We start from the raw sequence: 21,588 nt of genomic DNA, 5'->3' as shown, positions 1-21,588 counted from the left end.
TCCGAGCAGGATACGACGCACCCAGATGATCTGCGTGCCGCTCCGGGCAACCCGTGTGGGCCGAACGAGTGAGCAGCGGGTGATGACGATGTGACCGGCGCGTTTTTGTGGTGACACGTGCGGCGGACGTGACGGAGACCCGCGGACCGGCCCCGTACGGGCGTCCGCGGCGGGCCGGGCCGTGTCCGCGCGGGTGCGGAGCGTGGCCGGGAGCCATCTCCTCCGGGCGCTGATACCCTGGTAGCCCGTGGACCGGTGGGACCCGAAGGACGACAGACGGGGTCCCCCGAACCGCAGCGGCGGCGCCCCCACCCGGCAGCACAGCGATGTCCGGACCGGCAGCCGCACCGCACGAAAGCCAGCGACCACGGGAGCCCCCTCTTGGCCATGCCGCCGAAATCCACGACGACCAAGCACATCTTCGTCACCGGGGGTGTCGCCTCCTCGCTCGGCAAGGGCCTCACCGCCTCCAGCCTGGGCATGCTGCTCAAGGCCCGCGGGCTGCGCGTCGTGATGCAGAAGCTGGATCCGTATCTGAACGTCGATCCGGGCACGATGAACCCCTTCCAGCACGGTGAGGTCTTCGTCACCAACGACGGTGCCGAGACCGACCTCGACATCGGACACTACGAGCGGTTCCTCGACCGCGACCTGGACGGCAGCGCCAATGTCACTACAGGCCAGGTCTACTCCACCGTGATCGCCAAGGAGCGCCGCGGCGAGTACCTCGGTGACACCGTGCAGGTCATCCCGCACATCACCAACGAGATCAAGCACCGCATCCGGCGCATGGCCACCGACGAGGTCGACGTCGTCATCACCGAGGTCGGCGGCACCGTCGGTGACATCGAGTCGCTGCCCTTCCTGGAGACCGTCCGCCAGGTCCGCCACGAGGTCGGCCGCGACAACGTCTTCGTGGTCCACATCTCGCTGCTGCCCTACATCGGCCCCTCGGGCGAGCTGAAGACCAAGCCGACGCAGCACTCCGTGGCCGCGCTGCGCAACATCGGCATCCAGCCCGACGCGATCGTGCTGCGCTGCGACCGCGAGGTCCCCACCGCCATCAAGCGCAAGATCTCGCTGATGTGCGACGTGGACGAGGCCGCCGTCGTGGCCTGCCCCGACGCCCGCTCCATCTACGACATCCCCAAGGTCGTGCACACCGAGGGCCTGGACGCCTACGTCGTGCGCAAGCTGGACCTGCCCTTCCGCGACGTGGACTGGACGACCTGGGACGACCTGCTGGACCGCGTCCACAATCCCGACCACGAGATCACCCTCGCCCTGGTCGGCAAGTACATCGACCTGCCCGACGCCTACCTGTCGGTCACCGAGGCCCTGCGCGCCGGCGGCTTCGCCAACAAGGCCCGCGTGAAGATCAAGTGGGTCACCTCCGACGACTGCAAGACCCCGGCCGGCGCCAAGGCCCAGCTCGGCGACGTCGACGGCATCTGCATCCCCGGCGGCTTCGGCGACCGCGGTGTGCTCGGCAAGGTCGGTGCGATCAGGTTCGCCCGCGAGAACAGGATCCCGCTGCTGGGCCTGTGCCTGGGCCTGCAGTGCATCGTGATCGAGGCCGCGCGCAACCTGGCCGACATCCCGGACGCCAACTCCACCGAGTTCGACCCGGCCACCGGCCACCCGGTCATCTCCACCATGGCCGAGCAGATGGACATCGTCGCCGGTGAGGGCGACATGGGCGGCACCATGCGGCTGGGCATGTACCCGGCCAAGCTCGCCGAGGGCTCCATCGTGCGTGAGGTCTACGACGGCAAGGAGTACGTCGAGGAGCGCCACCGCCACCGCTACGAGGTCAACAACGCCTTCCGCGCGGAGCTGGAGAAGAAGGCCGGGATCCTGTTCTCCGGCACGTCGCCGGACGGCAAGCTCGTCGAGTACGTCGAGTACCCCCGGGACGCGCACCCCTACCTGGTCGCCACCCAGGCGCACCCGGAGCTGCGGTCCCGGCCGACCCGCCCGCACCCGCTCTTCGCCGGGCTGGTGAAGGCCGCGGTCGAGCGGAAGATCGCGAAGTAGCACAGGAGCTGTACGGTGGCCGGGGCGCGTGTGATCAGCACGCTCGCGCCCCGGCCGCCGGTGCACGTGTGGAAGGACAGGGCATGACGATCAAGGACAGCCCCGAGGAGTGGGAGATCCGGGCGACGGACACCCCCTTCGTGGGCAACAAGACCTCCGTGCGCACGGACGACGTGGTCATGCCCGACGGCTCGGTCGTCCGCCGTGACTACCAGGTCCACCCCGGCTCGGTCGCCGTCCTCGCCCTGGACGAGGAGGACCGGGTGCTGCTGATCAACCAGTACCGCCACCCCGTGCGGCACAAGCTGTGGGAGATCCCGGCCGGTCTGCTCGACGTCCCCGGTGAGAACCCGCTGCACGCGGCCCAGCGCGAGCTGTACGAGGAGGCGCACGTCAAGGCCGAGGACTGGCGGGTGCTGACCGACGTGTACACCACCCCCGGCGGCTGCGACGAGGCCGTACGGGTCTTCCTCGCACGGGAGTTGGCGGAGGCCGAGGGCGAGCGGTTCGAGACCGAGCACGAGGAGACCGACATGGAGTACGCGCGCGTGCCGGTCGACGAGCTGGTACGCCGCGTCCTGGCCGGCGACGTGCACAACAACTGCCTGGTCGTGGGCGTGCTCTCGCTGGTGGCGGCCCGCAGCGGCGACGGCCTCGACGCGCTGCGCCCGGCCGACGCCCGCTGGCCCGCCCGGCCCTTCACCTCCTGAGCCACCCGTTCGGCCCGGCGGTGTGACGATCGCCTGATCCGATCGGGCGATTCGTGCGCCGCGCTCCTCACAGCACGTCAGACAGCGTGAACTAGGCTTTTCACGTCCGTCTCAAAAGTTCCGGCGGGCTTGCGCGTGCGGTGGGACGGGAGTGTGGCCCGTGACGGATCAGGCGGTGGACGCAGGCGGCGTGGGGCGGTCGGCGCACGAGGTCACGGAAGACTATTTCCTCGGGCGCACACGGGAGTTGAAGGAGCTGCGCGCCGACATCGAGCGCGCGGGCCTGGACACCCTCGCCGGCCGCAAGGCCCCTCGCGCGCGCGTGCTCCTGATCGCGGGCCGCCCCGGCTCGGGCCGGACCGCGCTCGCCGAGAAACTCGTCCGCCAGATCGCCCGCCGCTACCCCGGCGGGGTGCTGCGCGCCCGGCTCGGCGAGCCCGACGGCACCCCCGTCCCGGTCGAGCGCACCGCCCGCGACCTGCTCGCCGCGCTGGACCGGCACGCCCCGCCCGGCGCCGCCGAGGACGAGCTGACCGAGGCACTGCGCACCGCCCTCGCCGACCGGCGCACCCTGCTGCTCCTGGACGACGCGACCGGCGCCGAGCAGGTCGACGCGCTGCTGCCGGACTCCCCGGACTGCCTGGTCGTGGCCGTCTCCACGGGCCCGCTCACCGGCATCGCCGACGTCCGCCCCTGCACCGTCGGCGGCCTCGACACCAAGTCGGCGGTGGAACTGCTCACCCGCTACACCGGCGCGGTCCGCATCACCGTCGACCCGCGCGCCGCCGAGAGCCTCGCCGAGGCCTGCCAGGGCCACCCGGCCGCGCTGGTGCTGGCCGGCGGCTGGCTCGCCGCCCGCCCCCAGGCCGCCGTATCCGACCTGGCCAAACGGCTGCACGCCGGCACCGACGACGCGGTGGACGCCAGTCCGCCGGCCCGGGTCTTCCGGCATGTGTACGACGAGCTGTCCACGCCGGCCGCCCGCATCCTGCGGCTGCTCGCGCTCGCCCCGGCCGGCCTGGCCGACCCGCACACCGCCTCCGCGCTCGCGGGCTGCTCGGTCGGCTCCGCCCGTGCCGTCCTGGACGACCTGGTCACCCTCGGCCTGCTGCGCGCGGTGGACTCCCCGCTGCCGCAGTACGAGGTCCCGGGCTGGCTGCACCCGCTGCTGTGCGCCCTCGCCCGGAGCCAGGAGCGGCCCGCGGAGCTCCAGCTGGCCCGGGCCCGGATGCTGGAGCGGACGGTACGGCTGCTCCAGGCGTGCCGGGCGATCACCGAGACGGACAGCCCGCAGGCCCGCGAGAAGCTGAACGCCATGCCCCGCGAGGTGCGCTTCCCGAACCCGCGCGCGGCCGCCGACTGGCTGCGCATCCGCCGCCCCGCGCTGCTCGCCTGCGCCCGGCTCGCGGTGGCCGACGGCGAGCTGGACACGCTCGCCCGGCGGCTGATGTCCCAGCTGGTCAGGGCCCTGGTGGCGCACGAGGGCACCCAGGCCGCCGCGGCCGACCTGTACGGATTGCACAGCCTCGTCCTCGATGTCGCCGAGCGGCGCGGGCTGCCCCGGGAGAAGGCCGCCGCGCTGCTGAACCTGGGCGACGTGGACGCGCAGACCGGCCGTACCCGAAACGCGCTGGCCCGCTATCGGCTGGCGCTGGCGGCCGGACGCGAGGCGAACGACCCGTACGCGACCGGCCGCGCGATGGAATCCGTAGGCGGGGCGTACCAGGAGCTGGGGGACCACGACCGGGCCGCCGACTGGTTCGGCCGGGCCCTGGCCGAGCGGCTGGCCCGGGACGAGCGCGAGCAGGCCGCCCGGCTGTACGGCCGGATCGCCACCGCCCACACCTACGCGGGCCGCTACGGCGAGAGCCTCAGGAACTGGCGGGCGGCCGTCGCCGGCTATCGCAAGGGCGGTGATGTCGCCGCCCACGCACGGGCGTTGAGCGAGCTGGCCCGGGTGCAGGAGTACGCCGGACGCTTCGAGGAGTCGCTGCGCACCTGCCAGGAGGCGGCGGAGTGGGCGCGCCGTGCCGAGGACGTCCGGCTGCAGGCCGCGCTCCAGCTCCGGCTCGCCGACACGCTGGAGCACCTCGGGGACCCCACCGCCGCCCGACTGCACCGTGCGGCGGCCGAGCGCATGCTGGGTGAGGAGGCCCCGCAGGACGGCACCGAGGACGACACAAGGGCGGAACCGGACAGGAACGCCTGCGAAATCCGCAGTCCATCCGGTGAAGATTGATGCAATGAAAGGCTAGACACGCGGAACGCCTTCATTAAACTGGCTCTGCCGCACGTTCTCCTGCGGTGTCTCCCGGTGTGCCCCCGCATGCCTGGGTATGTCTTGTAATGCCCCCCCCATACCCTCTGAGCCAAGGACCGTGATCGACGTGAAGGTCGGCATCCCCCGCGAGGTCAAGAACAACGAGTTCCGGGTGGCCATCACCCCCGCCGGTGTGCACGAGCTGGTGCGCAACGGCCACCAGGTCGTCGTCGAGCGCAGCGCCGGCCTCGGCTCCTCGATCACGGACGAGGAGTACGTCTCCGCCGGCGCCACGATCCTCGGCACCGCCGACGAGGTCTGGGCCACCGCCGACCTGCTGCTGAAGGTCAAGGAGCCCATCGCGGAGGAGTACCACCGCCTGCGCAAGGACCAGATCCTCTTCACCTACCTGCACCTGGCCGCCTCCAAGGAGTGCACGGACGCGCTCGTCGAGTCCGGCACCACGGCCATCGCCTACGAGACCGTCGAGCTGCCGAACCGCGCGCTGCCGCTGCTCGCCCCGATGTCCGAGGTCGCGGGCCGCCTCTCCCCGCAGGTCGGCGCCTACCACCTGATGGCCCCGAACGGCGGCCGCGGTGTGCTCCCCGGCGGTGTCCCGGGCGTGACCCCGGCCAAGGCCGTCGTCATCGGCGGCGGCGTCTCCGGCTGGAACGCGACGCAGGTCGCCGTCGGCATGGGCTTCGACGTGACCCTGCTCGACCGCGACATCAACAAGCTGCGCGAGGCCGACAAGGTCTTCGGCACCAAGGTGAAGGCGATCATGTCCAACGCCTTCGAGCTGGAGAAGGCGGTCCTGGACGCCGACCTCGTCATCGGCGCCGTCCTCATCCCGGGCGCCAAGGCCCCGAAGCTCGTCACCAACGAGCTGGTGGCCCGCATGAAGCCCGGAAGTGTTCTTGTCGACATCGCGATCGACCAGGGCGGCTGCTTCGAGGACTCCCACCCGACGACCCACGCCGAGCCCACCTTCAAGGTGCACAACTCGGTCTTCTACTGCGTCGCCAACATGCCCGGCGCGGTGCCCAACACCTCCACCAACGCGCTCACCAACGCGACGCTGCCGTACATCGTCTCGCTCGCGAACAACGGCTGGGTCGAGGCGCTGCGCCGCGACGCCGCGCTCGCCAAGGGTCTCAACACCCATGACGGCAAGGTCGTTTACAAGGAGGTCGCGGACGCCCACGGCCTGGAGCACGTCGAGCTGGCCTCGCTGCTCGGCTGACCCCGACCGCACCCCGACCGACCCCTGGTGACCTGGTGAGTCGCTAAGTCACCAGGAGGTAAAAGGCGATTCGTCAACACGTCTCGTCAACAGCACGCACCCGGCCGGACCTTGCCCGACAAGGTCCGGCCGGATGTGTGTATGGTCACTTTGCGGCTCTCGGTCAACTCGCCTCGAACGTAACCCTTCGACCGATTCGTACACCGGTGAAACCTGCTGTGCGACGGCCGTACGCCCTTGACAGCGAGATGTTTCATTGCCGACACATCGTGCCGGGTCCGGCGGATTGTGTTGCTGCGGACCGCCGACACGCCATAGAGTCGCCAACCGTCGGCATGGTGCCACGCTGACCTTGTCTAGAAGTTCCCTGGTCACCAAGGAGGTAAGACGACTTGTGAATGAGTCGACATTTTCTCCCGGGGGTGGTCAACCAGGAATGCCGGCACAGGGCCAGGGGCCCGCGGGATTCGAGGCTGTCGGCTCCGTCGCAGTGCGCACCTTCTCAGCCCACCAGAGTCCGGTTCCGCAGGTGATCCGGACAGCACACCAGAGCATGGATGGCCATCACGTGAACGCCATGGCCGGCGACGGAAGTGGCGCGCCCCACAACCACTTCGCCGACTACGACGAACTGCCCGAGGGGCACTTCTACGACCCCGACGCCGAGTACGAGCCCGATCCGGAGTACGCGGCCACGCTCGCGCCCGACGCGGCCCGCCAGCGCCGTGAGCGCGTCGGTCCGACCGGACGCCCGCTGCCGTACTTCCCGATCCCGGGCCCGCTGACCGACCACGGCCCCGCGAAGATCATCGCGATGTGCAACCAGAAGGGCGGCGTCGGCAAGACGACGTCGACCATCAACCTGGGTGCCGCGCTCGCGGAGTACGGCCGGCGCGTGCTGCTCGTGGACTTCGACCCGCAGGGCGCGCTGTCGGTGGGACTCGGCGTCAATCCGATGGAGCTGGACCTGACCGTCTACAACCTGCTCATGGAGCGGGGCATGTCGGCGGACGAGGTCCTGCTGAAGACGGCGGTCCCCAACATGGACCTGCTGCCCTCCAACATCGACCTGTCGGCCGCCGAGGTCCAGCTGGTCTCCGAGGTCGCCCGCGAGTCGACGCTCCAGCGCGCCCTGAAGCCGCTGATGGACGACTACGACTACATCGTGATCGACTGCCAGCCCTCGCTCGGCCTGCTCACCGTGAACGCCCTGACGGCCGCCCACAAGGTGATCGTGCCGCTGGAGTGCGAGTTCTTCGCCCTGCGCGGTGTGGCCCTGCTGACCGAGACCATCGAGAAGGTCCAGGAGCGGCTCAACCCCGACCTGGAGCTGGACGGCATCCTCGCCACGATGTACGACTCGCGCACGGTCCACAGCCGCGAGGTCCTGGCCCGGGTGGTCGAGGCGTTCGACGACCACGTCTACCATACGGTCATCGGCCGCACGGTCCGCTTCCCGGAGACCACGGTCGCCGGTGAGCCGATCACCACCTACGCCTCCAACTCCGTCGGTGCCGCCGCCTATCGCCAGCTCGCCAGGGAGGTGCTCGCCCGGTGTCACGCCGAGTGAGTCTGCCCGGGGCCGACGAACTCTTCCGTACGACAGGGGGGATGGCGCTCCAGCCGTCGACCCCCCGCCGCCCAGCGAACGGTGAGGCCCGGGTGCCGTCCCCCGCGGGGGAGAGCGACGACGTCGCCGCCGCCGAGGACGCACCGCAGTCGGTGCCGGTCCAGGGCGGTGACGGCGAGGGCGCGGAGCACGTGGCGGCGGAGGCCGAACGGGGCGAGCCCGGCGAGTCCCGCACCCGGCCGGCGCGACGCCAGGCGCCGCAGGAAGGTTCTGCCGACGCCCAGCAGCGCAAGCGGGGGCGGGCGGCGAACCGGCGGCCGAGCGGACGCGAGCGGCACGACGAGAAGATCACGGTGTACGTGTCCGCCGAGGAGCTGATGGACCTGGAGCACGCCCGCCTGGTGCTCCGCGGCGAACACGGGCTGGCGGTGGACCGCGGGCGCATCGTCCGCGAGGCGGTGGCCGTGGTCCTGGCCGACCTGGAATCCCGCGGGGACGCGAGCATCCTCGTACGCCGGCTGCGAGGCCGGTAGGGGTAGCCTGCGGGGGCTATGACCTCGAACGACGTTCCCGCCTCCGCGTCCGCCTCCGGCCCGGCTGCCGGACGGCGGCGCGTGCTGGGACGCGGACCGGGTGCCGCGCCGGTCGCACCGGCCGGGTACGCCGAGCCGATCGCGGCGCCGTCGGAGGGTCACCCGGACATTTCGGTACAGGTCGCCCCGCCGTCGGCCTCCCCGCCGGAGACGACCGGGACGCCCGAGCCGGGGCCGCAGCCCGTCGCGGAACCCCGCACGGAGGCGGGAGGCCGTACGGCGGCAGACCCGGGACGGCAAACGCCCGATGCGCCCCGGGTCGGTCTCGGTCCCGAACCCCGGGCCGGGACCTCGCCCGAAGCCCGTGTCGAAGCCGGGCCGGAGCCCGAGTCGTCCGGAGAGCCTGGGCGGGCGCCGGAGACGCCGGCACCCGAAGAAACCCGTGACGGCGTCTTCAAGGTCCGCCTCGCCAACTTCGAGGGCCCCTTCGACCTGCTCCTCCAGCTGATCTCCAAGCACAAGCTGGACGTCACCGAGGTCGCCCTGTCGAAGGTCACCGACGAGTTCATGGCGCACATCCGCGCCATGGGGCCGGACTGGGACCTGGACCAGACGACCGAGTTCCTCGTCGTGGCGGCCACTCTGCTCGATCTGAAGGCGGCCCGGCTGCTGCCCGCCGCCGAGGTCGAGGACGAGGGCGACCTGGCGCTGCTGGAGGCCCGGGACCTGCTGTTCGCCCGGCTGCTGCAGTACCGCGCCTACAAGCAGATCGCGGACATCTTCAACGCGCGCCTGGACGAGGAGGCCCGCCGGTACCCCCGTACCGTCGGCCTGGAACCCCAGTACGCCGAGCTGCTGCCCGAGGTCGTCATCAGCATCGGCCCCGAGGGCTTCGCCAGGCTCGCGGTCAAGGCGATGCAGCCGAAGCCCAAGCCGCAGGTCTACGTCGACCACATCCACGCCCCACTGGTCAGTGTGCAGGAGCAGGCCGGGATCGTGGTCGCCCGGCTGCGCGAGCTGGGCGAGGCGAGCTTCCGGGCGCTGGTCGAGGACACCGACGACACCCTCACCGTCGTCGCCCGGTTCCTCGCCCTGCTGGAGCTGTACCGCGAGAAGGCCGTCGCCCTGGAGCAGGAGGCCGCGCTCGGGGAGCTGCTCGTGCGCTGGACCGGCGGGGAATCGGAGACGGCGCCGATGGTCACCGACGAGTTCGACCGGCCGCCCGACCTGCCCAAGGAAGAGCGGGCCAAGGAAGAGCGGGTCAAGGACGAGCGGCCCGAGCCGCCCGAGGAGGAGATGAAGGCATGAGCGAGGAGACCGCCGAGGTCCCGGCCGGGCTGCGGACCGTCGCCGACCTCGGCCTCAAGCCCGCCCTGGAGGCCATGCTCATGGTCGTCGACGAGCCCGCGACCGAGGAGCACCTGGCGAAGCTGCTGGAACGGCCGAGACGGCAGGTCGCCGACGCGCTCCGGGAGCTGGCCGACGAGTACGCCGTCCAGGGCCGCGGTTTCGAGCTGCGGTTCGTCGCGGGCGGCTGGCGCTTCTCCACGCGCGCGGAGTACGCGCCGGCCGTCGAGCGGCTCGTCCTGGACGGCCAGACCGCCCGGCTCACCCAGGCGGCGCTGGAGACCCTCGCGGTCGTCGCCTACCGCCAGCCGGTCAGCCGCAGCCGCGTCTCCGCCGTCCGCGGAGTCAACTGCGACGGCGTGATGCGCACCCTGCTCCAGCGCGGTCTGGTCGAGGAGGCGGGCGCGGAACCCGAAACAGGTGCGATCCTGTACAGGACGACGAACTACTTCCTGGAGCGGATGGGCCTGCGCGGCCTGGACGAGCTTCCGGAGCTCGCGCCCTTCCTCCCGGAGGCGGAGGCGATCGAGGCCGAGACCCAGGAGGGAGTCCCGTCGTTCGACCCGGACGCGCCCGACGCGCCCGGCGGTCAGGACGCAGACGACTAAGACGGAACTTTGATGCGAAGCAGCGGCAGCGGTAGCGGCAAGAGTGGCGGGCGCGGTAACTACCGCGGCGCCGGCAACAACCGGGACGAGCGGCAGGGGCAGGGCCGTCCCCGCAAGCCCCGCCCCGAGGAGCGCCGCTACGACGTGGGCCCCGGCGCCTCCCAGGAAGGCCCCAAGTCCGGGCGCGGCGGCGCGGCCCGCGGCGGTGCCAAGGGCGGCCCGAAGAAGGCCCAGCCGCAGCGCGGCCGTACGGCGCCCGGCAGCTCCCGCGAGTACGAGGCGCGGGCCGAGGAGCGCAACCGCGAGCGCTACGCGGGCAAGAAGGACGTCAAGCTGCCCAAGACCTTCCCGGGCGCCGAGCAGGAGGGCGAGCGGCTGCAGAAGGTCCTCGCGCGCGCGGGCTACGGCTCCCGGCGGGCCTGCGAGGAGCTGATCGAGCAGGCGCGTGTCGAGGTCAACGGCGAGATCGTGCTGGAGCAGGGCAAGCGGGTCGACCCCGAGAAGGACGAGGTCAGGGTCGACGGCCTGACGGTCGCGACGCAGTCGTACCAGTTCTTCTCGCTGAACAAGCCCGCCGGTGTCGTCTCCACCATGGAGGACCCGGAGGGACGCCAGTGCCTGGGGGACTACGTCACCAACCGTGAGACGCGGCTCTTCCACGTCGGCCGGCTGGACACCGAGACCGAGGGCGTCATCCTGCTCACCAACCACGGCGAGCTCGCGCACCGTCTCACGCACCCGAAGTACGGCGTGAAGAAGACCTACCTCGCCGCCATCGTGGGTCCGATCCCGCGCGACCTGGGCAAGCGCCTGAAGGACGGCATCCAGCTGGAGGACGGCTACGCGCGCGCGGACCACTTCCGGGTCGTGGAGCAGACCGGCAAGAACTACCTGGTCGAGGTCGTCCTGCACGAGGGCCGCAAGCACATCGTGCGCCGCATGCTGGCCGAGGCCGGCTTCCCGGTCGAGAAGCTCGTGCGCACCGCCTTCGGCCCGATCACCCTGGGCGACCAGAAGTCGGGCTGGCTGCGCCGGCTGTCCAACACCGAGGTCGGGATGCTGATGAAGGAAGTCGACCTCTAGACCCCTCCAGACCGGTAGGCCGGCACCGCGAACGCCTTGCAGTGATCACCATTCTCGCTTATTGTCATAGTGACGATAAACGGGGATGGTGATCGTGTGTCCAAACGTGCCGCAACCGGCGCGCTGCTCGGCCTCGCCCTCGGGGACGCCCTCGGCTTCCCGACCGAGTTCAACACCGTGCCGCAGATCCTGGCCAAGTGCGGGCCCTGGCGCGAGATGGAGCTGCCGCGGCGTGCCTTCGTCTCCGACGACACCCAGATGACCCTCGCGCTCGGGCGCGGCCTCGCCACGGCCATGGAGCGCGGGTACCTCGCGCCCAGGCGGCTGGAGCGGCCGCTGCGCGAGGAGTTCACGGACTGGTACGACTCGCCGGAGAACAACCGGGCCCCGGGCAACACCTGCCTGACCGCCTGCGGGCTGCTCAAGGAGGAGGGCCGGCGCTGGCAGGACGCCAGCCAGGTCGGTTCCAAGGGCTGCGGCGCCAACATGCGCGTCGCCCCGATCGGGCTCGTCCCCGGCCTGAGCGGTGAACAGCGCTCCGGCGCCGCCCAGTTGCAGTCCGCGCTCACCCACGGCCACCCCACCGCGCTCGCCGCCTCCGACCTCACCGCCCACGCCGTCCGCCTGCTGGCCGAGGGCACCGACCCGGCCGGACTCGTCGGACAGCTGCGCACGTACGCCCTGGACCACCGCACCCACTACGACCACACCTGGCTCGGCGACCTGTGGACCCGCTCCCAGGACCCGAGCCCCGAGCACTTCGTCGCGCGCGGCTGGGACGAGTGCCTCGCCGTCCTCGACCGGCTCGGGGAAGCCGTGCGGACCGTCTCTGCGGACACCGACCCGTGCCTGGCCACCGGCGAGGGCTGGATCGCCGAGGAGGCCCTCGCCACCGGGCTGCTGTGCTTCCTGCTCTTCCCCGACGAGCCCGTCACCGCCCTGCGCCGGGCCGCCTGCACCGCCGGTGACTCCGACTCCATCGCCTGCCTCACCGGCGCCTTCGCGGGCGCGTGGCTGGGCGCGGACGCCTGGCCCGCCGACTGGACCGGGCGGATCGAGTACCGAGGCGACCTGTTGGCGCTGGGCACGCTCTGGGACGCTTGAGTCCATGATCGAAGACCTCGACCTCGCGCCCGTGGTCGCGGAACAGCCCGACCCGCTGCTGTTCGCGACCGTCTCCGGAGCCCATCTCTACGGCTTCCCCTCGCAGGACTCCGACGTGGACCTGCGCGGCGTCCATCTGCTCCCCGTCGCCGACCTCGTCGGCCTGCGCGAGCCGGAGGAGACCCGCTCGCGGGCCTGGGTGCGCTACGGCGTCGAGCTGGACCTCGTCACCCACGACCTGCGCAAGTTCGTACGGCTGATGCTCCGCCGCAACGGCTATGTGCTGGAGCAGCTGCTCTCGCCCCTGGTCGTGCACACCGGCGACACCCACCGGGAGCTGGCCGAGCTGGCGCCCGCCGTCCTCACCAGCCACCACGCCCACCACTACCGGGGGTTCGCGGTGACCCAGTGGCGGCTGTTCGAGAAGACCGGCGAACTCAAGCCGCTGCTCTACACGTTCAGGGTGCTGCTCACCGGCATCCACCTCATGCGCAGCGGCCGGGTCCAGGCCCATCTGCCCACCCTGCTGGACGAGATCGACACGCCCGGCTATCTGCCCGAGCTGATAGCCGCCAAGCGGGAACGGGAGCACGGGAAGGCCGACGGCCTCGTGCACGCGCGCGTGGAGGCCGATGTGGAGCGGCTGCACGCCGTCCTCGACGAGGCCCAGGCCACCTCGGCCCTCCCCGACGCGCACGGCGCCCACGACGCCCTGCACGACTTCGTGGTCCGCGTGCGACTGGAGAGCTGACGACAGGGCCTAGGGACGTCCGGTGAGCGCGGAGGCGCGGCGGGTGCGGAAGAGGAAGTCGGACACCCGGGCGCCGTCCGGCTCCGGCGGCAGCGGTGTGCGGTGCAGGGCCTCTTCCGTCTCCGCCGCCAGCCGGGCCATCCGGGCCTCGACCTGTGGCCAGGAGACCTCGCCGCGCCTGACCGCGAGCAGCGGCTCGCGCTGCTCGCCGACATCGATACGCAGCTCGCCGGTGCGCAGCAGGTCACGCGCGCTCGTCAGCAGCCGCAGCAGATGCATGGCGTGCTTCCAGCGCGGGGCGCCCGTCGTGCGCACGTCGGCGTCGAGCTTCCTGCGCTGGCCGAGGGCGTAGCGCGTGAAGGTGTCGTACGCCCGGCGGGACAGGAAGGCGCCGCGCAGCGACAGCAACTCCCGGCCGGTGCCGTCCACGTGCTCCACCAGCGGGGAGTGCAGGCACTCCAGGATGTTCGGGTTGCCGCGCAGCGCCAGCTCGCAGAACCGCTCCAGCTCCCAGGAGAACTGCTCCTCGCCGGGCCCCTCGACATGCGTCGGCGGCTTCTCGAACCGCCAGAACAGGGGAGTGGGCGCGAGGAACACCCCCCGCCGGTCGGTGTCGCTCGCGTCCGTGGCCAGCCCGAAGGCGCGGGAACCCATGACACAGGCGTAGATCGTGTGCTCGCGAACGAGGTCGATGGGCCGCATGCCCGGAGCGTACGCGGCCCCTCACGCCAGCTGGATCGAATTTCCCTTCACCTTGATCGACTTCGGCGGCAGGGGCCTCTTCGCGGGGCCGTGGGCCACCGAGCCGTCGGCGATGTGGAACCTGCTGCCGTGGCACGGGCAGTCGATGGTGCCGTCGGCGACCCGGCTCACCGTGCAGCCCTCGTGCGTGCAGATCGCCGAGAAGGCCTTGAAGTCGCCCTTGGCCGGCTGCGTGACGACGACCTTCTGATCCTTGAAGATCTTGCCGCCGCCCTCCGGGATCTCGCCGGTGTCGCCCAGCGTCCGGCCGCTGCTCTCGTTGCTGCCGGACTTGTTGCCACCACAGGCCGCGAGGGGCACGGCCAGTACCGCCGCCCCCGTCACCAGAACCGTGCGCCGCTTCGCACCCTCGGCCATGCCGTCCTCCGTACCGACGTCGGAACCGGGCTATCCCGGACACTGTGCATCGTCTCAGTGATCGGGCGCCGCGCGCCCGGCCCGCACGGGCTGACTACGCTGGACGGACCAACAGCAGATCCGCATGTCAGCAAGGAGCAGCGCCGTGGCGGTACGAGCGGTCCGTGGGGCCGTCCAACTGGAGCGGGACGAGGCCGCGCACATGGACGAGCAGGTCGCAGCCCTGCTCACCGCCATCCTGGAGCGCAACGAACTGACCGCCGACGACCTGATCAGCATCTGGTTCACGGCCACTCCCGACCTGCACAGCGACTTCCCGGCCGCCGCCGCCCGGGGGCTCGGCAGCCACTTCGCCGACGTACCCCTGATCTGCGCCCAGGAACTGGACGTCGCGGGCGCCATGCCCCGGGTCGTCCGGGTCCTCGCCCACGTCGAGTCCGACAAGCCGCGCGCCGCCATCGCGCACGTCTACCTCGGTGCCGCGGCCGCCCTGCGCAAGGACATCGCCCAGTGAGAACCGCACTCGTCATCGGCACCGGCCTCATCGGCACCTCCGCCGCCCTGGCCCTCACCCAGCGCGGCGTCACCGTCCACCTCGCCGACCACGACCCCGGTCAGGCCCGCACGGCCGCCGCGCTGGGCGCCGGCACCGACGAGGCCCCCGACGGCCCGGTCGACCTCGCGATCGTCGCCGCCCCGCCCGCGCACGTCGCCGGCGTGCTCGCCGACGCCATGCGCCGCGGCGTCGCCCGCGGCTACCTCGACGTGGCCAGCGTCAAGGGCGCCCCCCGCCGCGAGCTGGAGGCGCTCGGCCTGGACCTGTCGACGTACATCGGCAGCCACCCCATGTCCGGCCGGGAGAAGTCGGGCCCGCTGGCCGCGACCGCCGACCTCTTCGAGGGCCGCCCCTGGGTGCTCACCCCGACCCGGGACACCGACACCGAGGTGCTGAACCTCGCCCTGGAGCTGGTCTCGCACTGCCGGGCCGTGCCGGTCGTCATGGACGCCGTCGCCCACGACCGCGCCGTCGCCCTCGTCTCCCACATGCCCCAGTTGGTGTCCAGCATGGTCGCCGCGCGCCTGGAGCACGCCGAGGAGGCCGCCGTACGGCTGTGCGGGCAGGGCATCCGGGACGTGACCCGGATCGCCGCCTCCGACCCGGGCATGTGGATCGACATCCTGTCCGCGAACCCCGGCCCGGTCGCCGACCTGCTCGCCGACGTCGCCGCCGACCTGGACGAGACCGTCGGGGCCCTGCGCGCCCTCCAGTCCTCCGACGACGCCAAGCGGCACGAGGGTACCGCCGGCATCGAGGACGTGCTGCGCCGCGGCAACGCCGGCCGGGTGCGGGTGCCCGGCAAGCACGGGTCCGCGCCGCGGGTCTACGAGGTCGTGGCGGTCCTGATCGACGACCAGCCGGGCCAGCTGGCCCGGATCTTCGCGGACGCGGGAGCGGCCGGGGTCAACATCGAGGACGTCCGCATCGAGCACGCGACGGGACAGCAGGCCGGTCTGGTGCAGCTGATGGTGGAGCCCAAGGCGGTACCGGTGCTGAGCGCCGCGCTGCGGGAGCGCGGCTGGGCGCTGCGGCAGTAGCGGGCGCAGGCGTCCGGACGAGTGACCCGCACCCAGTAACCTTGTGCAGGGCGCACTCGCTCCCCGCACCCCGCCCACACCGCACCAGGAAGGTGTCCCTCCGTGGAAAACGGCGCCGCCCCGACCGCCAAGCCCGTGATCGTCGCGATCGACGGCCCCTCCGGCACGGGCAAGTCGAGCACGTCGAAGGCCGTGGCCGCCCAGCTCGGCCTGAGCTACCTGGACACCGGCGCCCAGTACCGGGCGATCACCTGGTGGATGGTGACCAACGGCATCGACCTGGAGGACCCGACCGCCGTCGCCGCCGTGGCCGGCAAGCCGGAGATCGTCTCCGGCACCGACCCGGACAAGCCGACCATCACGGTCGACGGCGTGGACGTGGCCGGCCCGATCCGCACCCAGGAGGTCACCTCCAAGGTCAGCGCGGTCAGCGCGGTGCCCGAGGTGCGCACCCTGATCACCGAGCTGCAGCGCTCGATCGCGGCCGGCGCGGAGCGGGGCATCGTGGTCGAGGGCCGGGACATCGGTACGACCGTCCTGCCCGACGCCGACCTGAAGATCTTCCTCACCGCCTCCCCGGAGGCCCGCGCGGCCCGCCGCAGCGGCGAGCTGAAGGGCGCCGACGTCCACGCCACCCGTGAGGCGCTGATCAAGCGGGACGCGGCCGACTCCTCCCGCAAGACCTCGCCGCTCGCCAAGGCGGCCGACGCGGCAGAGGTGGACACCACCGAGCTGACCCTCGCCCAGGTCATCGAGTGCGTCGTCACCCTGGTCGAGGAGAAGCGGGCCGGGAAGTGAGCGAGCCGGTTCCCTCCCCGAGGGGCGCCGAGGTCGGGCGGCGCATCGGCGTCGGCCTGATGTACGGGCTGTGGAAGCCGCGGGTGCTCGGCGCCTGGAAGGTGCCGGCCACCGGCCCGGTGATCTTCGCGGTGAACCACTCCCACAACGTCGACGGCCCGATGGTCATGGGCGTGGCACCCCGGCCGACGCACTTCCTGATCAAGCAGGAGGCGTTCATCGGCCCGCTGGGCTCCTTCCTGACCGGCATCGGCCAGGTGAAGGTGGACCGCACGAGCGCCGACCGCACCGCCATCTCCCGCGCGCTCGGCGTGCTGGAGGCCGGCGGTGTGCTGGGCATCTTCCCGGAGGGCACCCGGGGCGAGGGCGACTTCGCCTCCCTGCGCGCCGGGCTCGCCTACTTCGCCGTACGCAGCGGGGCGCCGATCGTGCCCATCGCCGTGATGGGAAGCGCCGAGCGGCCGGGACGGTTGATAAAGGCGCTGCCCCCGCTGCGCTCCCGTGTCGACGTCGTCTTCGGCGACCCCTTCGACGCGGGCGACGGCACCGGGCGGCGCACGCGCAAGGCGCTGGACGAGGCGACCGAGCGCATCCAGAAGCAGCTCACCAGCCACCTGGAAAACGCCAGGCGCCTGACCGGGCGCTAGGTGACACTTGAGTAGTGGATCAGCCCAGGCTGGGCCGGTCCACCGATCACCACGAATGAACGACGAGGTACGGACTTCATGAACGACGACATCCAGCCCGACGGCTCGGCCGCGTACGAGGACGCGCACGAGTACGACCACGGGGCTCTCGGCGACGCCGAGTACGCGGAGTTCATGGAGCTCGCCGCGGAAGAGGGCTTCGACATCGAGGACGTCGAGGGCGCCATCGAGGCGGCGGGCCACGGCCCGCTGCCCGTGCTCGCCGTCGTCGGCCGCCCCAATGTCGGCAAGTCGACCCTGGTGAACCGGATCATCGGCCGCCGCGAGGCCGTCGTCGAGGACAAGCCGGGCGTCACCCGCGACCGCGTCACCTACGAGGCCGAGTGGGCCGGCCGCCGCTTCAAGGTCGTCGACACCGGCGGCTGGGAGCAGGACGTCCTCGGCATCGACGCCTCCGTCGCCGCCCAGGCCGAGTACGCGATCGAGGCGGCCGACGCGGTCGTCTTCGTCGTGGACGCCAAGGTCGGCGCGACCGACACCGACGAGGCGGTCGTCCGGCTGCTGCGCAAGGCCGGCAAGCCGGTCGTGCTGTGCGCCAACAAGGTCGACGGCCCGAGCGGCGAGGCCGACGCGGCCTACCTGTGGAACCTCGGCCTCGGCGAGCCGCACCCCGTCTCCGCGCTGCACGGCCGCGGCACCGGCGACATGCTGGACGCCGTCCTGGAGGCGCTGCCCGAGGCGCCCGCGCAGAGCTTCGGCACCGCGATCGGCGGCCCCCGCCGTATCGCGCTCATCGGCCGCCCGAACGTCGGCAAGTCCTCGCTGCTGAACAAGGTCGCCGGCGAGGAGCGCGTCGTCGTGAACGAGCTGGCGGGCACCACCCGCGACCCGGTCGACGAGCTGATCGAACTCGGCGGCGTCACCTGGAAGTTCGTGGACACCGCCGGCATCCGCAAGCGCGTCCACCTCCAGCAGGGCGCCGACTACTACGCCTCGCTGCGCACGGCTGCCGCCGTGGAGAAGGCCGAGGTCGCGGTCATCCTGATCGATGCCGCCGAGAACATCTCGGTGCAGGACCAGCGGATCGTCACCATGGCCGTCGAGGCGGGCCGCGCGGTCGTCCTCGCCTTCAACAAGTGGGACACCCTCGACGAGGAGCGCCGCTACTACCTGGAGCGCGAGATCGAGACCGAGCTGGGCCAGGTCGCCTGGGCCCCGCGCGTGAACGTCTCGGCGCGCACCGGCCGGCACATGGAGAAGCTGGTCCCGGCGATCGAGACCGCCCTCGCCGGCTGGGAGACCCGCGTCCCCACGGGCCGCCTGAACGCCTTCCTCGGCGAGCTGGTCTCGGCCCACCCGCACCCGGTCCGCGGCGGCAAGCAGCCCCGCATCCTGTTCGGCACCCAGGCCGGCACCAAGCCCCCGCGCTTCGTCCTCTTCGCCTCCGGCTTCATCGAGGCGGGCTACCGCCGCTTCATCGAGCGCCGGCTGCGCGAGGAGTTCGGATTCGAGGGCACCCCGATCCACATCTCGGTGCGGGTGCGCGAGAAGCGCGGCCAGAAGAAGAAGTAACCGCCGTAGGGCAAAGGGCGGCCCCCCGGCCGAGAAGGCCGGGGGGCCGCCCTTTGCCGTGCCTCACGCGCCCTGGCGTGGTCCCGGCGGCAGGGCCGCGATGTGGTGCATCCCGGCGTCGTGCGGGTGGGGCCGCCCGATCGTGCCGATCCGCTGCCACTGCGACTGCTGCCGCGCGCTGTAGGCCCCGGCGCTGTACGCGCTGTACGAGCTGCTGAACGACCCCGCCCGCGGGCCTCCGTACGAGCCTGTCACGCCTGGGAGTTCACCGAAGGGACTGAACCTCAGCCCCTCCTCCCCGCTGCGGTCCCCCGGCAGCGTGCGGAAGGACTTGACCCATTCCGCGTAGAGCATGTCGTAGATGGGCGTGGCCGAGCCTCCCACGGCCCCGTCCTGCGCCAGCCGGGCTGACGGAACGGAGACGAAGGAGGTTCGGCGAGGGGGTGGAGTGTCGTATGCGTGCACGTATGTCCAAACGACGGCGCCTTTGAAGGGATACGGTCACAGGAGCGCCTTTGGGGGCACGAGGCTGTATTCAGATCCCCTGGGCGGACATCACGTCCCGGCAAGGGGAAGCGCGGCCGCGACCAACTTCCCCACGGCCGCCGCCTTGTCGAGGGACTCCCGCAGCAGGTCCTCCCGCGGCTGCCGCCCGATCGACCCCACCGGTGCCGCGAACATCAGCACCTGCTGGTGCTTGTTGGCCGCGGCCCGCCAGCTGTCGGTGACCTGGAGCGGCTGATGCGCCTGCCACCAGGCCACCGGCTGCCCGCCGTTCGCCGAGGGCTGGAGCACCGCGTGCAGCTGGCCCATGGCGAGCAGCACCGACCAGCCGTGCAGCACCGGCGGTACGGACGTCAGCTCGGTCACCGGCGTGAACCCCTGCTCGATGAGCAGCGGAAGGAAGTCGTCGCCGGGTCCGGTGGTGCCCGGACGCACGATCGGCGTGGTCGGCTCGACGACGAGCGCGGGGTGCAACTCGCCCTCGATCAGCACGAGTCCGCTGGTCACACCGAGCACCGCCTGCTCGGGCACGGCCTTCGGCGGCTCGCCCGCGCCGGGGGCGACCCCGCCGATGGACCGGACGGCGCCCTGGAGCTGCTCCTCGGTGACCTGGACGACCTGCGAGGGCAGACAGCTGGCGTGGGCGAAGGCGAGGACGGCGGTCTCGTCGCCGACGAACAGAACGGTGCTGGTGCGCTCCTGTCCGGAGTCGCCCGGGGTGCGGCAGGAGGTGCAGTCGTAACTGCCCGGGGTGTTCTCGTCGGCGAGCAGCCGGTCGGCTTCTTCGTCGCCGATCTCGGCGCGTACCTCGTCACTGACGTCGAGCATGCGCGGCACGGGGGCTCCCTCGGGATGCGTGCTGGGTCGGCCGGGTGGCTCCCGGCCGATGAGCCCCGGGGTTCCGGGCTCATGAAGAAGACAACGGGCGTCCTGTGGTGGGAGTCACGCCCCGGCAGGAACCGGTTCGCATCAACCACCGCGCTCGGTCACGAGACGTGCGGAATCGGCCACTCACCGTCAACTCCCCGCCCAGTCAAGGAGCTTGAACGGGTGAAGTGAATCACGTTTGATGTCGGCGAGTGGTCGAAAAATCAGGAAATCGAGGGATGTAGTGGGTGGCCTGAATTCGCCGCTACCTGTGGTAACAGCCAACTGGCCTGGAAAGACGGTGAGTTGGTTGATTTCGGCAGGTCACCCTCCATACATTCCTCCGCCGTGTGCAACGAGCACCGCTCGGGAACGTCCACCGCCCGGCACCGGCAGCAGTACCGCCGGCCCCGGTCCGCGGCGGACGGGGCGGGCACGAGGAACCGCGTTCATGCGCGGCGAGACGTGCTCCGCCTGGGGGACCCCGGGTTCGTGGAGAGGGAATTACATGTCCGAGTGTGCCGATACCACCCGCAACGCCGCCCGTCACGACGGCACCCGCAAGGGCCGTACGACGGCCGCGCTCGCCGGAGCCGCGCTGCTCGCCCCGCTGGGGCTGCTGGCCGCGACCGGCAACGCCGCGGCGGCGGACAACGGGGTGTGGGACCGCATCGCAGCGTGCGAGAGCGGCGGCAACTGGCACATCAACACCGGCAACGGCTACTACGGCGGGCTCCAGTTCTCCGCCTCGACCTGGCGCGCGTACGGCGGCTCCGCCTACGCCGCGACGGCCGACCAGGCCTCCAGGGGCGCGCAGATCGCCGTTGCCACCAAGGTCCAGCAGGCCCAGGGCTGGGGCGCCTGGCCGGTCTGCTCGGGGCGCGCCGGAGCCTCCGGTGCGGCACCCGCGGCCGACCGCACCGGTTCCTCCGGTACGGCCTCCGGCTCGGCCGGCTCGAGGGGCGTGACGACGAAGTCCGCCCCGGCCAGGTCCACTCCGGCACCGTCCGCCCCGGCGCGGACGGCGGAGCGCCCGGCGTCCCACGCGGGCCGCGGCGACTCCCCGGAGGGCCGCGACTACATCGTCCGCGAGGGTGACACCCTGAGCGCGATCGCCGCCGCGCACGGGACCGACTGGCAGCGGGTCTACGCGGCCAACAAGAAGGTCATCGGCGACGACCCGAACCTGATCGTGCCCGGCCAGCGCCTGGCCCTCTGAGCACCGAGCGCCGCGCGGGA

General features: G+C 71.8%; 21 protein-coding genes. 17 read left to right on the top strand and 4 right to left on the bottom strand.

The window, feature by feature from the left end:
- Positions 1-387: 387 nt before the first annotated feature.
- From BIV25_RS31645 to BIV25_RS31595, 11 genes are all read left to right on the top strand, one after another.
- The gene (locus tag BIV25_RS31645; RefSeq protein WP_071375897.1) at positions 388-2,037 is read left to right on the top strand and encodes a CTP synthase; all 1,650 of its coding nucleotides are present in this window, start codon (positions 388-390) and stop codon (positions 2,035-2,037) included.
- An 83-nt stretch (positions 2,038-2,120) separates the two neighbouring features.
- Positions 2,121-2,747, top strand: coding sequence for an NUDIX hydrolase (locus BIV25_RS31640; RefSeq protein ID WP_071375896.1), 627 nt, complete (start codon positions 2,121-2,123; stop codon positions 2,745-2,747).
- A 160-nt stretch (positions 2,748-2,907) separates the two neighbouring features.
- On the top strand, positions 2,908-4,986 hold the full coding sequence (locus tag BIV25_RS31635; RefSeq protein ID WP_071375895.1) for a tetratricopeptide repeat protein: 2,079 nt from the start codon (positions 2,908-2,910) through the stop codon (positions 4,984-4,986).
- 148 nt (positions 4,987-5,134) lie between these two features.
- Positions 5,135-6,250, top strand: coding sequence for an alanine dehydrogenase (gene ald / locus BIV25_RS31630; protein ID WP_177235485.1), 1,116 nt, complete (start codon positions 5,135-5,137; stop codon positions 6,248-6,250).
- Between the two features lie 436 nt (positions 6,251-6,686).
- Positions 6,687-7,820 (top strand): ParA family protein, encoded by a 1,134-nt coding sequence (locus BIV25_RS31625; protein WP_079176999.1) that lies wholly within the window; start codon positions 6,687-6,689, stop codon positions 7,818-7,820.
- Positions 7,805-8,353 carry a hypothetical protein gene (locus BIV25_RS31620; protein ID WP_079176998.1) on the top strand — a complete coding sequence of 183 codons (549 nt, stop codon included), beginning with the start codon at positions 7,805-7,807 and terminating at the stop codon, positions 8,351-8,353. Before BIV25_RS31625 ends, BIV25_RS31620 begins: the two co-directional genes overlap by 16 nt.
- 18 nt (positions 8,354-8,371) lie before the next feature.
- The gene (locus BIV25_RS31615) at positions 8,372-9,661 is read left to right on the top strand and encodes a ScpA family protein (RefSeq protein WP_079176997.1); all 1,290 of its coding nucleotides are present in this window, start codon (positions 8,372-8,374) and stop codon (positions 9,659-9,661) included.
- Positions 9,658-10,308, top strand: coding sequence for an SMC-Scp complex subunit ScpB (gene scpB / locus BIV25_RS31610; RefSeq protein WP_071375892.1), 651 nt, complete (start codon positions 9,658-9,660; stop codon positions 10,306-10,308). Before BIV25_RS31615 ends, scpB begins: the two co-directional genes overlap by 4 nt.
- 12 nt (positions 10,309-10,320) lie before the next feature.
- Positions 10,321-11,391, top strand: coding sequence for a pseudouridine synthase (locus BIV25_RS31605; RefSeq protein WP_071375891.1), 1,071 nt, complete (start codon positions 10,321-10,323; stop codon positions 11,389-11,391).
- Between the two features lie 96 nt (positions 11,392-11,487).
- Positions 11,488-12,495 (top strand): ADP-ribosylglycohydrolase family protein, encoded by a 1,008-nt coding sequence (locus BIV25_RS31600; RefSeq protein ID WP_071375890.1) that lies wholly within the window; start codon positions 11,488-11,490, stop codon positions 12,493-12,495.
- Positions 12,496-12,499: 4 nt separating this feature from the next.
- The gene (locus BIV25_RS31595) at positions 12,500-13,246 is read left to right on the top strand and encodes a DNA polymerase beta superfamily protein (protein ID WP_071375889.1); all 747 of its coding nucleotides are present in this window, start codon (positions 12,500-12,502) and stop codon (positions 13,244-13,246) included.
- A 9-nt stretch (positions 13,247-13,255) separates the two neighbouring features.
- Here the strand turns inward: BIV25_RS31595 and BIV25_RS31590 are convergent, their stop codons facing one another.
- The gene (locus BIV25_RS31590; protein WP_071375888.1) at positions 13,256-13,948 is read right to left on the bottom strand and encodes a DNA polymerase beta superfamily protein; all 693 of its coding nucleotides are present in this window, start codon (positions 13,946-13,948) and stop codon (positions 13,256-13,258) included.
- A 21-nt stretch (positions 13,949-13,969) separates the two neighbouring features.
- Positions 13,970-14,365 (bottom strand): Rieske (2Fe-2S) protein, encoded by a 396-nt coding sequence (locus BIV25_RS31585; protein ID WP_071375887.1) that lies wholly within the window; start codon positions 14,363-14,365, stop codon positions 13,970-13,972.
- Positions 14,366-14,510: 145 nt separating this feature from the next.
- Here BIV25_RS31585 and aroH point away from each other — a divergent pair, with 145 nt between their 5' ends.
- The 5 genes from aroH (at position 14,511) to der (ending at position 18,978) form a co-directional block, all read left to right on the top strand.
- Positions 14,511-14,879 carry a chorismate mutase gene (gene aroH / locus BIV25_RS31580; protein WP_071375886.1) on the top strand — a complete coding sequence of 123 codons (369 nt, stop codon included), beginning with the start codon at positions 14,511-14,513 and terminating at the stop codon, positions 14,877-14,879.
- The gene (locus BIV25_RS31575) at positions 14,876-15,961 is read left to right on the top strand and encodes a prephenate dehydrogenase (RefSeq protein ID WP_071375885.1); all 1,086 of its coding nucleotides are present in this window, start codon (positions 14,876-14,878) and stop codon (positions 15,959-15,961) included. Before aroH ends, BIV25_RS31575 begins: the two co-directional genes overlap by 4 nt.
- A 102-nt stretch (positions 15,962-16,063) precedes the next feature.
- Positions 16,064-16,759, top strand: a complete 696-nt coding sequence (cmk, locus tag BIV25_RS31570; protein ID WP_071375884.1) for a (d)CMP kinase — start codon at positions 16,064-16,066, stop codon at positions 16,757-16,759.
- A gap of 59 nt (positions 16,760-16,818) precedes the next feature.
- Positions 16,819-17,406 carry a 1-acyl-sn-glycerol-3-phosphate acyltransferase gene (locus BIV25_RS31565; protein WP_071375925.1) on the top strand — a complete coding sequence of 196 codons (588 nt, stop codon included), beginning with the start codon at positions 16,819-16,821 and terminating at the stop codon, positions 17,404-17,406.
- A 78-nt stretch (positions 17,407-17,484) separates the two neighbouring features.
- Positions 17,485-18,978, top strand: coding sequence for a ribosome biogenesis GTPase Der (gene der, locus BIV25_RS31560; protein ID WP_071375883.1), 1,494 nt, complete (start codon positions 17,485-17,487; stop codon positions 18,976-18,978).
- 63 nt (positions 18,979-19,041) lie between these two features.
- Here the strand turns inward: der and BIV25_RS31555 are convergent, their stop codons facing one another.
- Together BIV25_RS31555 and BIV25_RS31550 are read right to left on the bottom strand one after the other, a co-directional pair.
- Positions 19,042-19,443: a hypothetical protein gene (locus tag BIV25_RS31555; RefSeq protein WP_071375882.1), complete on the bottom strand. Its 402-nt coding sequence runs from the start codon at positions 19,441-19,443 to the stop codon at positions 19,042-19,044.
- Positions 19,444-19,533: 90 nt separating this feature from the next.
- On the bottom strand, positions 19,534-20,319 hold the full coding sequence (locus tag BIV25_RS31550; RefSeq protein ID WP_071375881.1) for a hypothetical protein: 786 nt from the start codon (positions 20,317-20,319) through the stop codon (positions 19,534-19,536).
- Positions 20,320-20,857: 538 nt separating this feature from the next.
- On the opposite strand from BIV25_RS31550, the gene BIV25_RS31545 reads away from it, so the two are divergent.
- Positions 20,858-21,568, top strand: a complete 711-nt coding sequence (locus tag BIV25_RS31545) for a transglycosylase family protein (RefSeq protein ID WP_071375880.1) — start codon at positions 20,858-20,860, stop codon at positions 21,566-21,568.
- Positions 21,569-21,588 lie beyond the last annotated feature (20 nt).

Source organism: Streptomyces sp. MUSC 14, assembly GCF_001866675.1.
GTDB lineage: Bacteria > Actinomycetota > Actinomycetes > Streptomycetales > Streptomycetaceae > Streptomyces.
The sequence above is the reverse complement of the archived record's forward strand: the minus strand, read 5'-3'. Positions and strand labels throughout refer to the sequence as shown.

Bases quoted from the DNA above. Each gene is read 5' to 3' on its own strand.
- BIV25_RS31645 (WP_071375897.1), top strand. From the start codon at position 388: ATGCCGCCGAAATCCACGACGACCAAGCACATCTTCGTCACCGGGGGT.
- BIV25_RS31640 (WP_071375896.1), top strand. From the start codon at position 2,121: ATGACGATCAAGGACAGCCCCGAGGAGTGGGAGATCCGGGCGACGGAC.
- BIV25_RS31625 (WP_079176999.1), top strand. From the start codon at position 6,687: ATGCCGGCACAGGGCCAGGGGCCCGCGGGATTCGAGGCTGTCGGCTCC.
- BIV25_RS31615 (WP_079176997.1), top strand. From the start codon at position 8,372: ATGACCTCGAACGACGTTCCCGCCTCCGCGTCCGCCTCCGGCCCGGCT.
- scpB (WP_071375892.1), top strand. From the start codon at position 9,658: ATGAGCGAGGAGACCGCCGAGGTCCCGGCCGGGCTGCGGACCGTCGCC.
- BIV25_RS31605 (WP_071375891.1), top strand. From the start codon at position 10,321: ATGCGAAGCAGCGGCAGCGGTAGCGGCAAGAGTGGCGGGCGCGGTAAC.
- BIV25_RS31595 (WP_071375889.1), top strand. From the start codon at position 12,500: ATGATCGAAGACCTCGACCTCGCGCCCGTGGTCGCGGAACAGCCCGAC.
- BIV25_RS31590 (WP_071375888.1), bottom strand. From the start codon at position 13,948: ATGCGGCCCATCGACCTCGTTCGCGAGCACACGATCTACGCCTGTGTC.
- BIV25_RS31585 (WP_071375887.1), bottom strand. From the start codon at position 14,365: ATGGCCGAGGGTGCGAAGCGGCGCACGGTTCTGGTGACGGGGGCGGCG.
- BIV25_RS31565 (WP_071375925.1), top strand. From the start codon at position 16,819: ATGTACGGGCTGTGGAAGCCGCGGGTGCTCGGCGCCTGGAAGGTGCCG.
- der (WP_071375883.1), top strand. From the start codon at position 17,485: ATGAACGACGACATCCAGCCCGACGGCTCGGCCGCGTACGAGGACGCG.
- BIV25_RS31545 (WP_071375880.1), top strand. From the start codon at position 20,858: ATGTCCGAGTGTGCCGATACCACCCGCAACGCCGCCCGTCACGACGGC.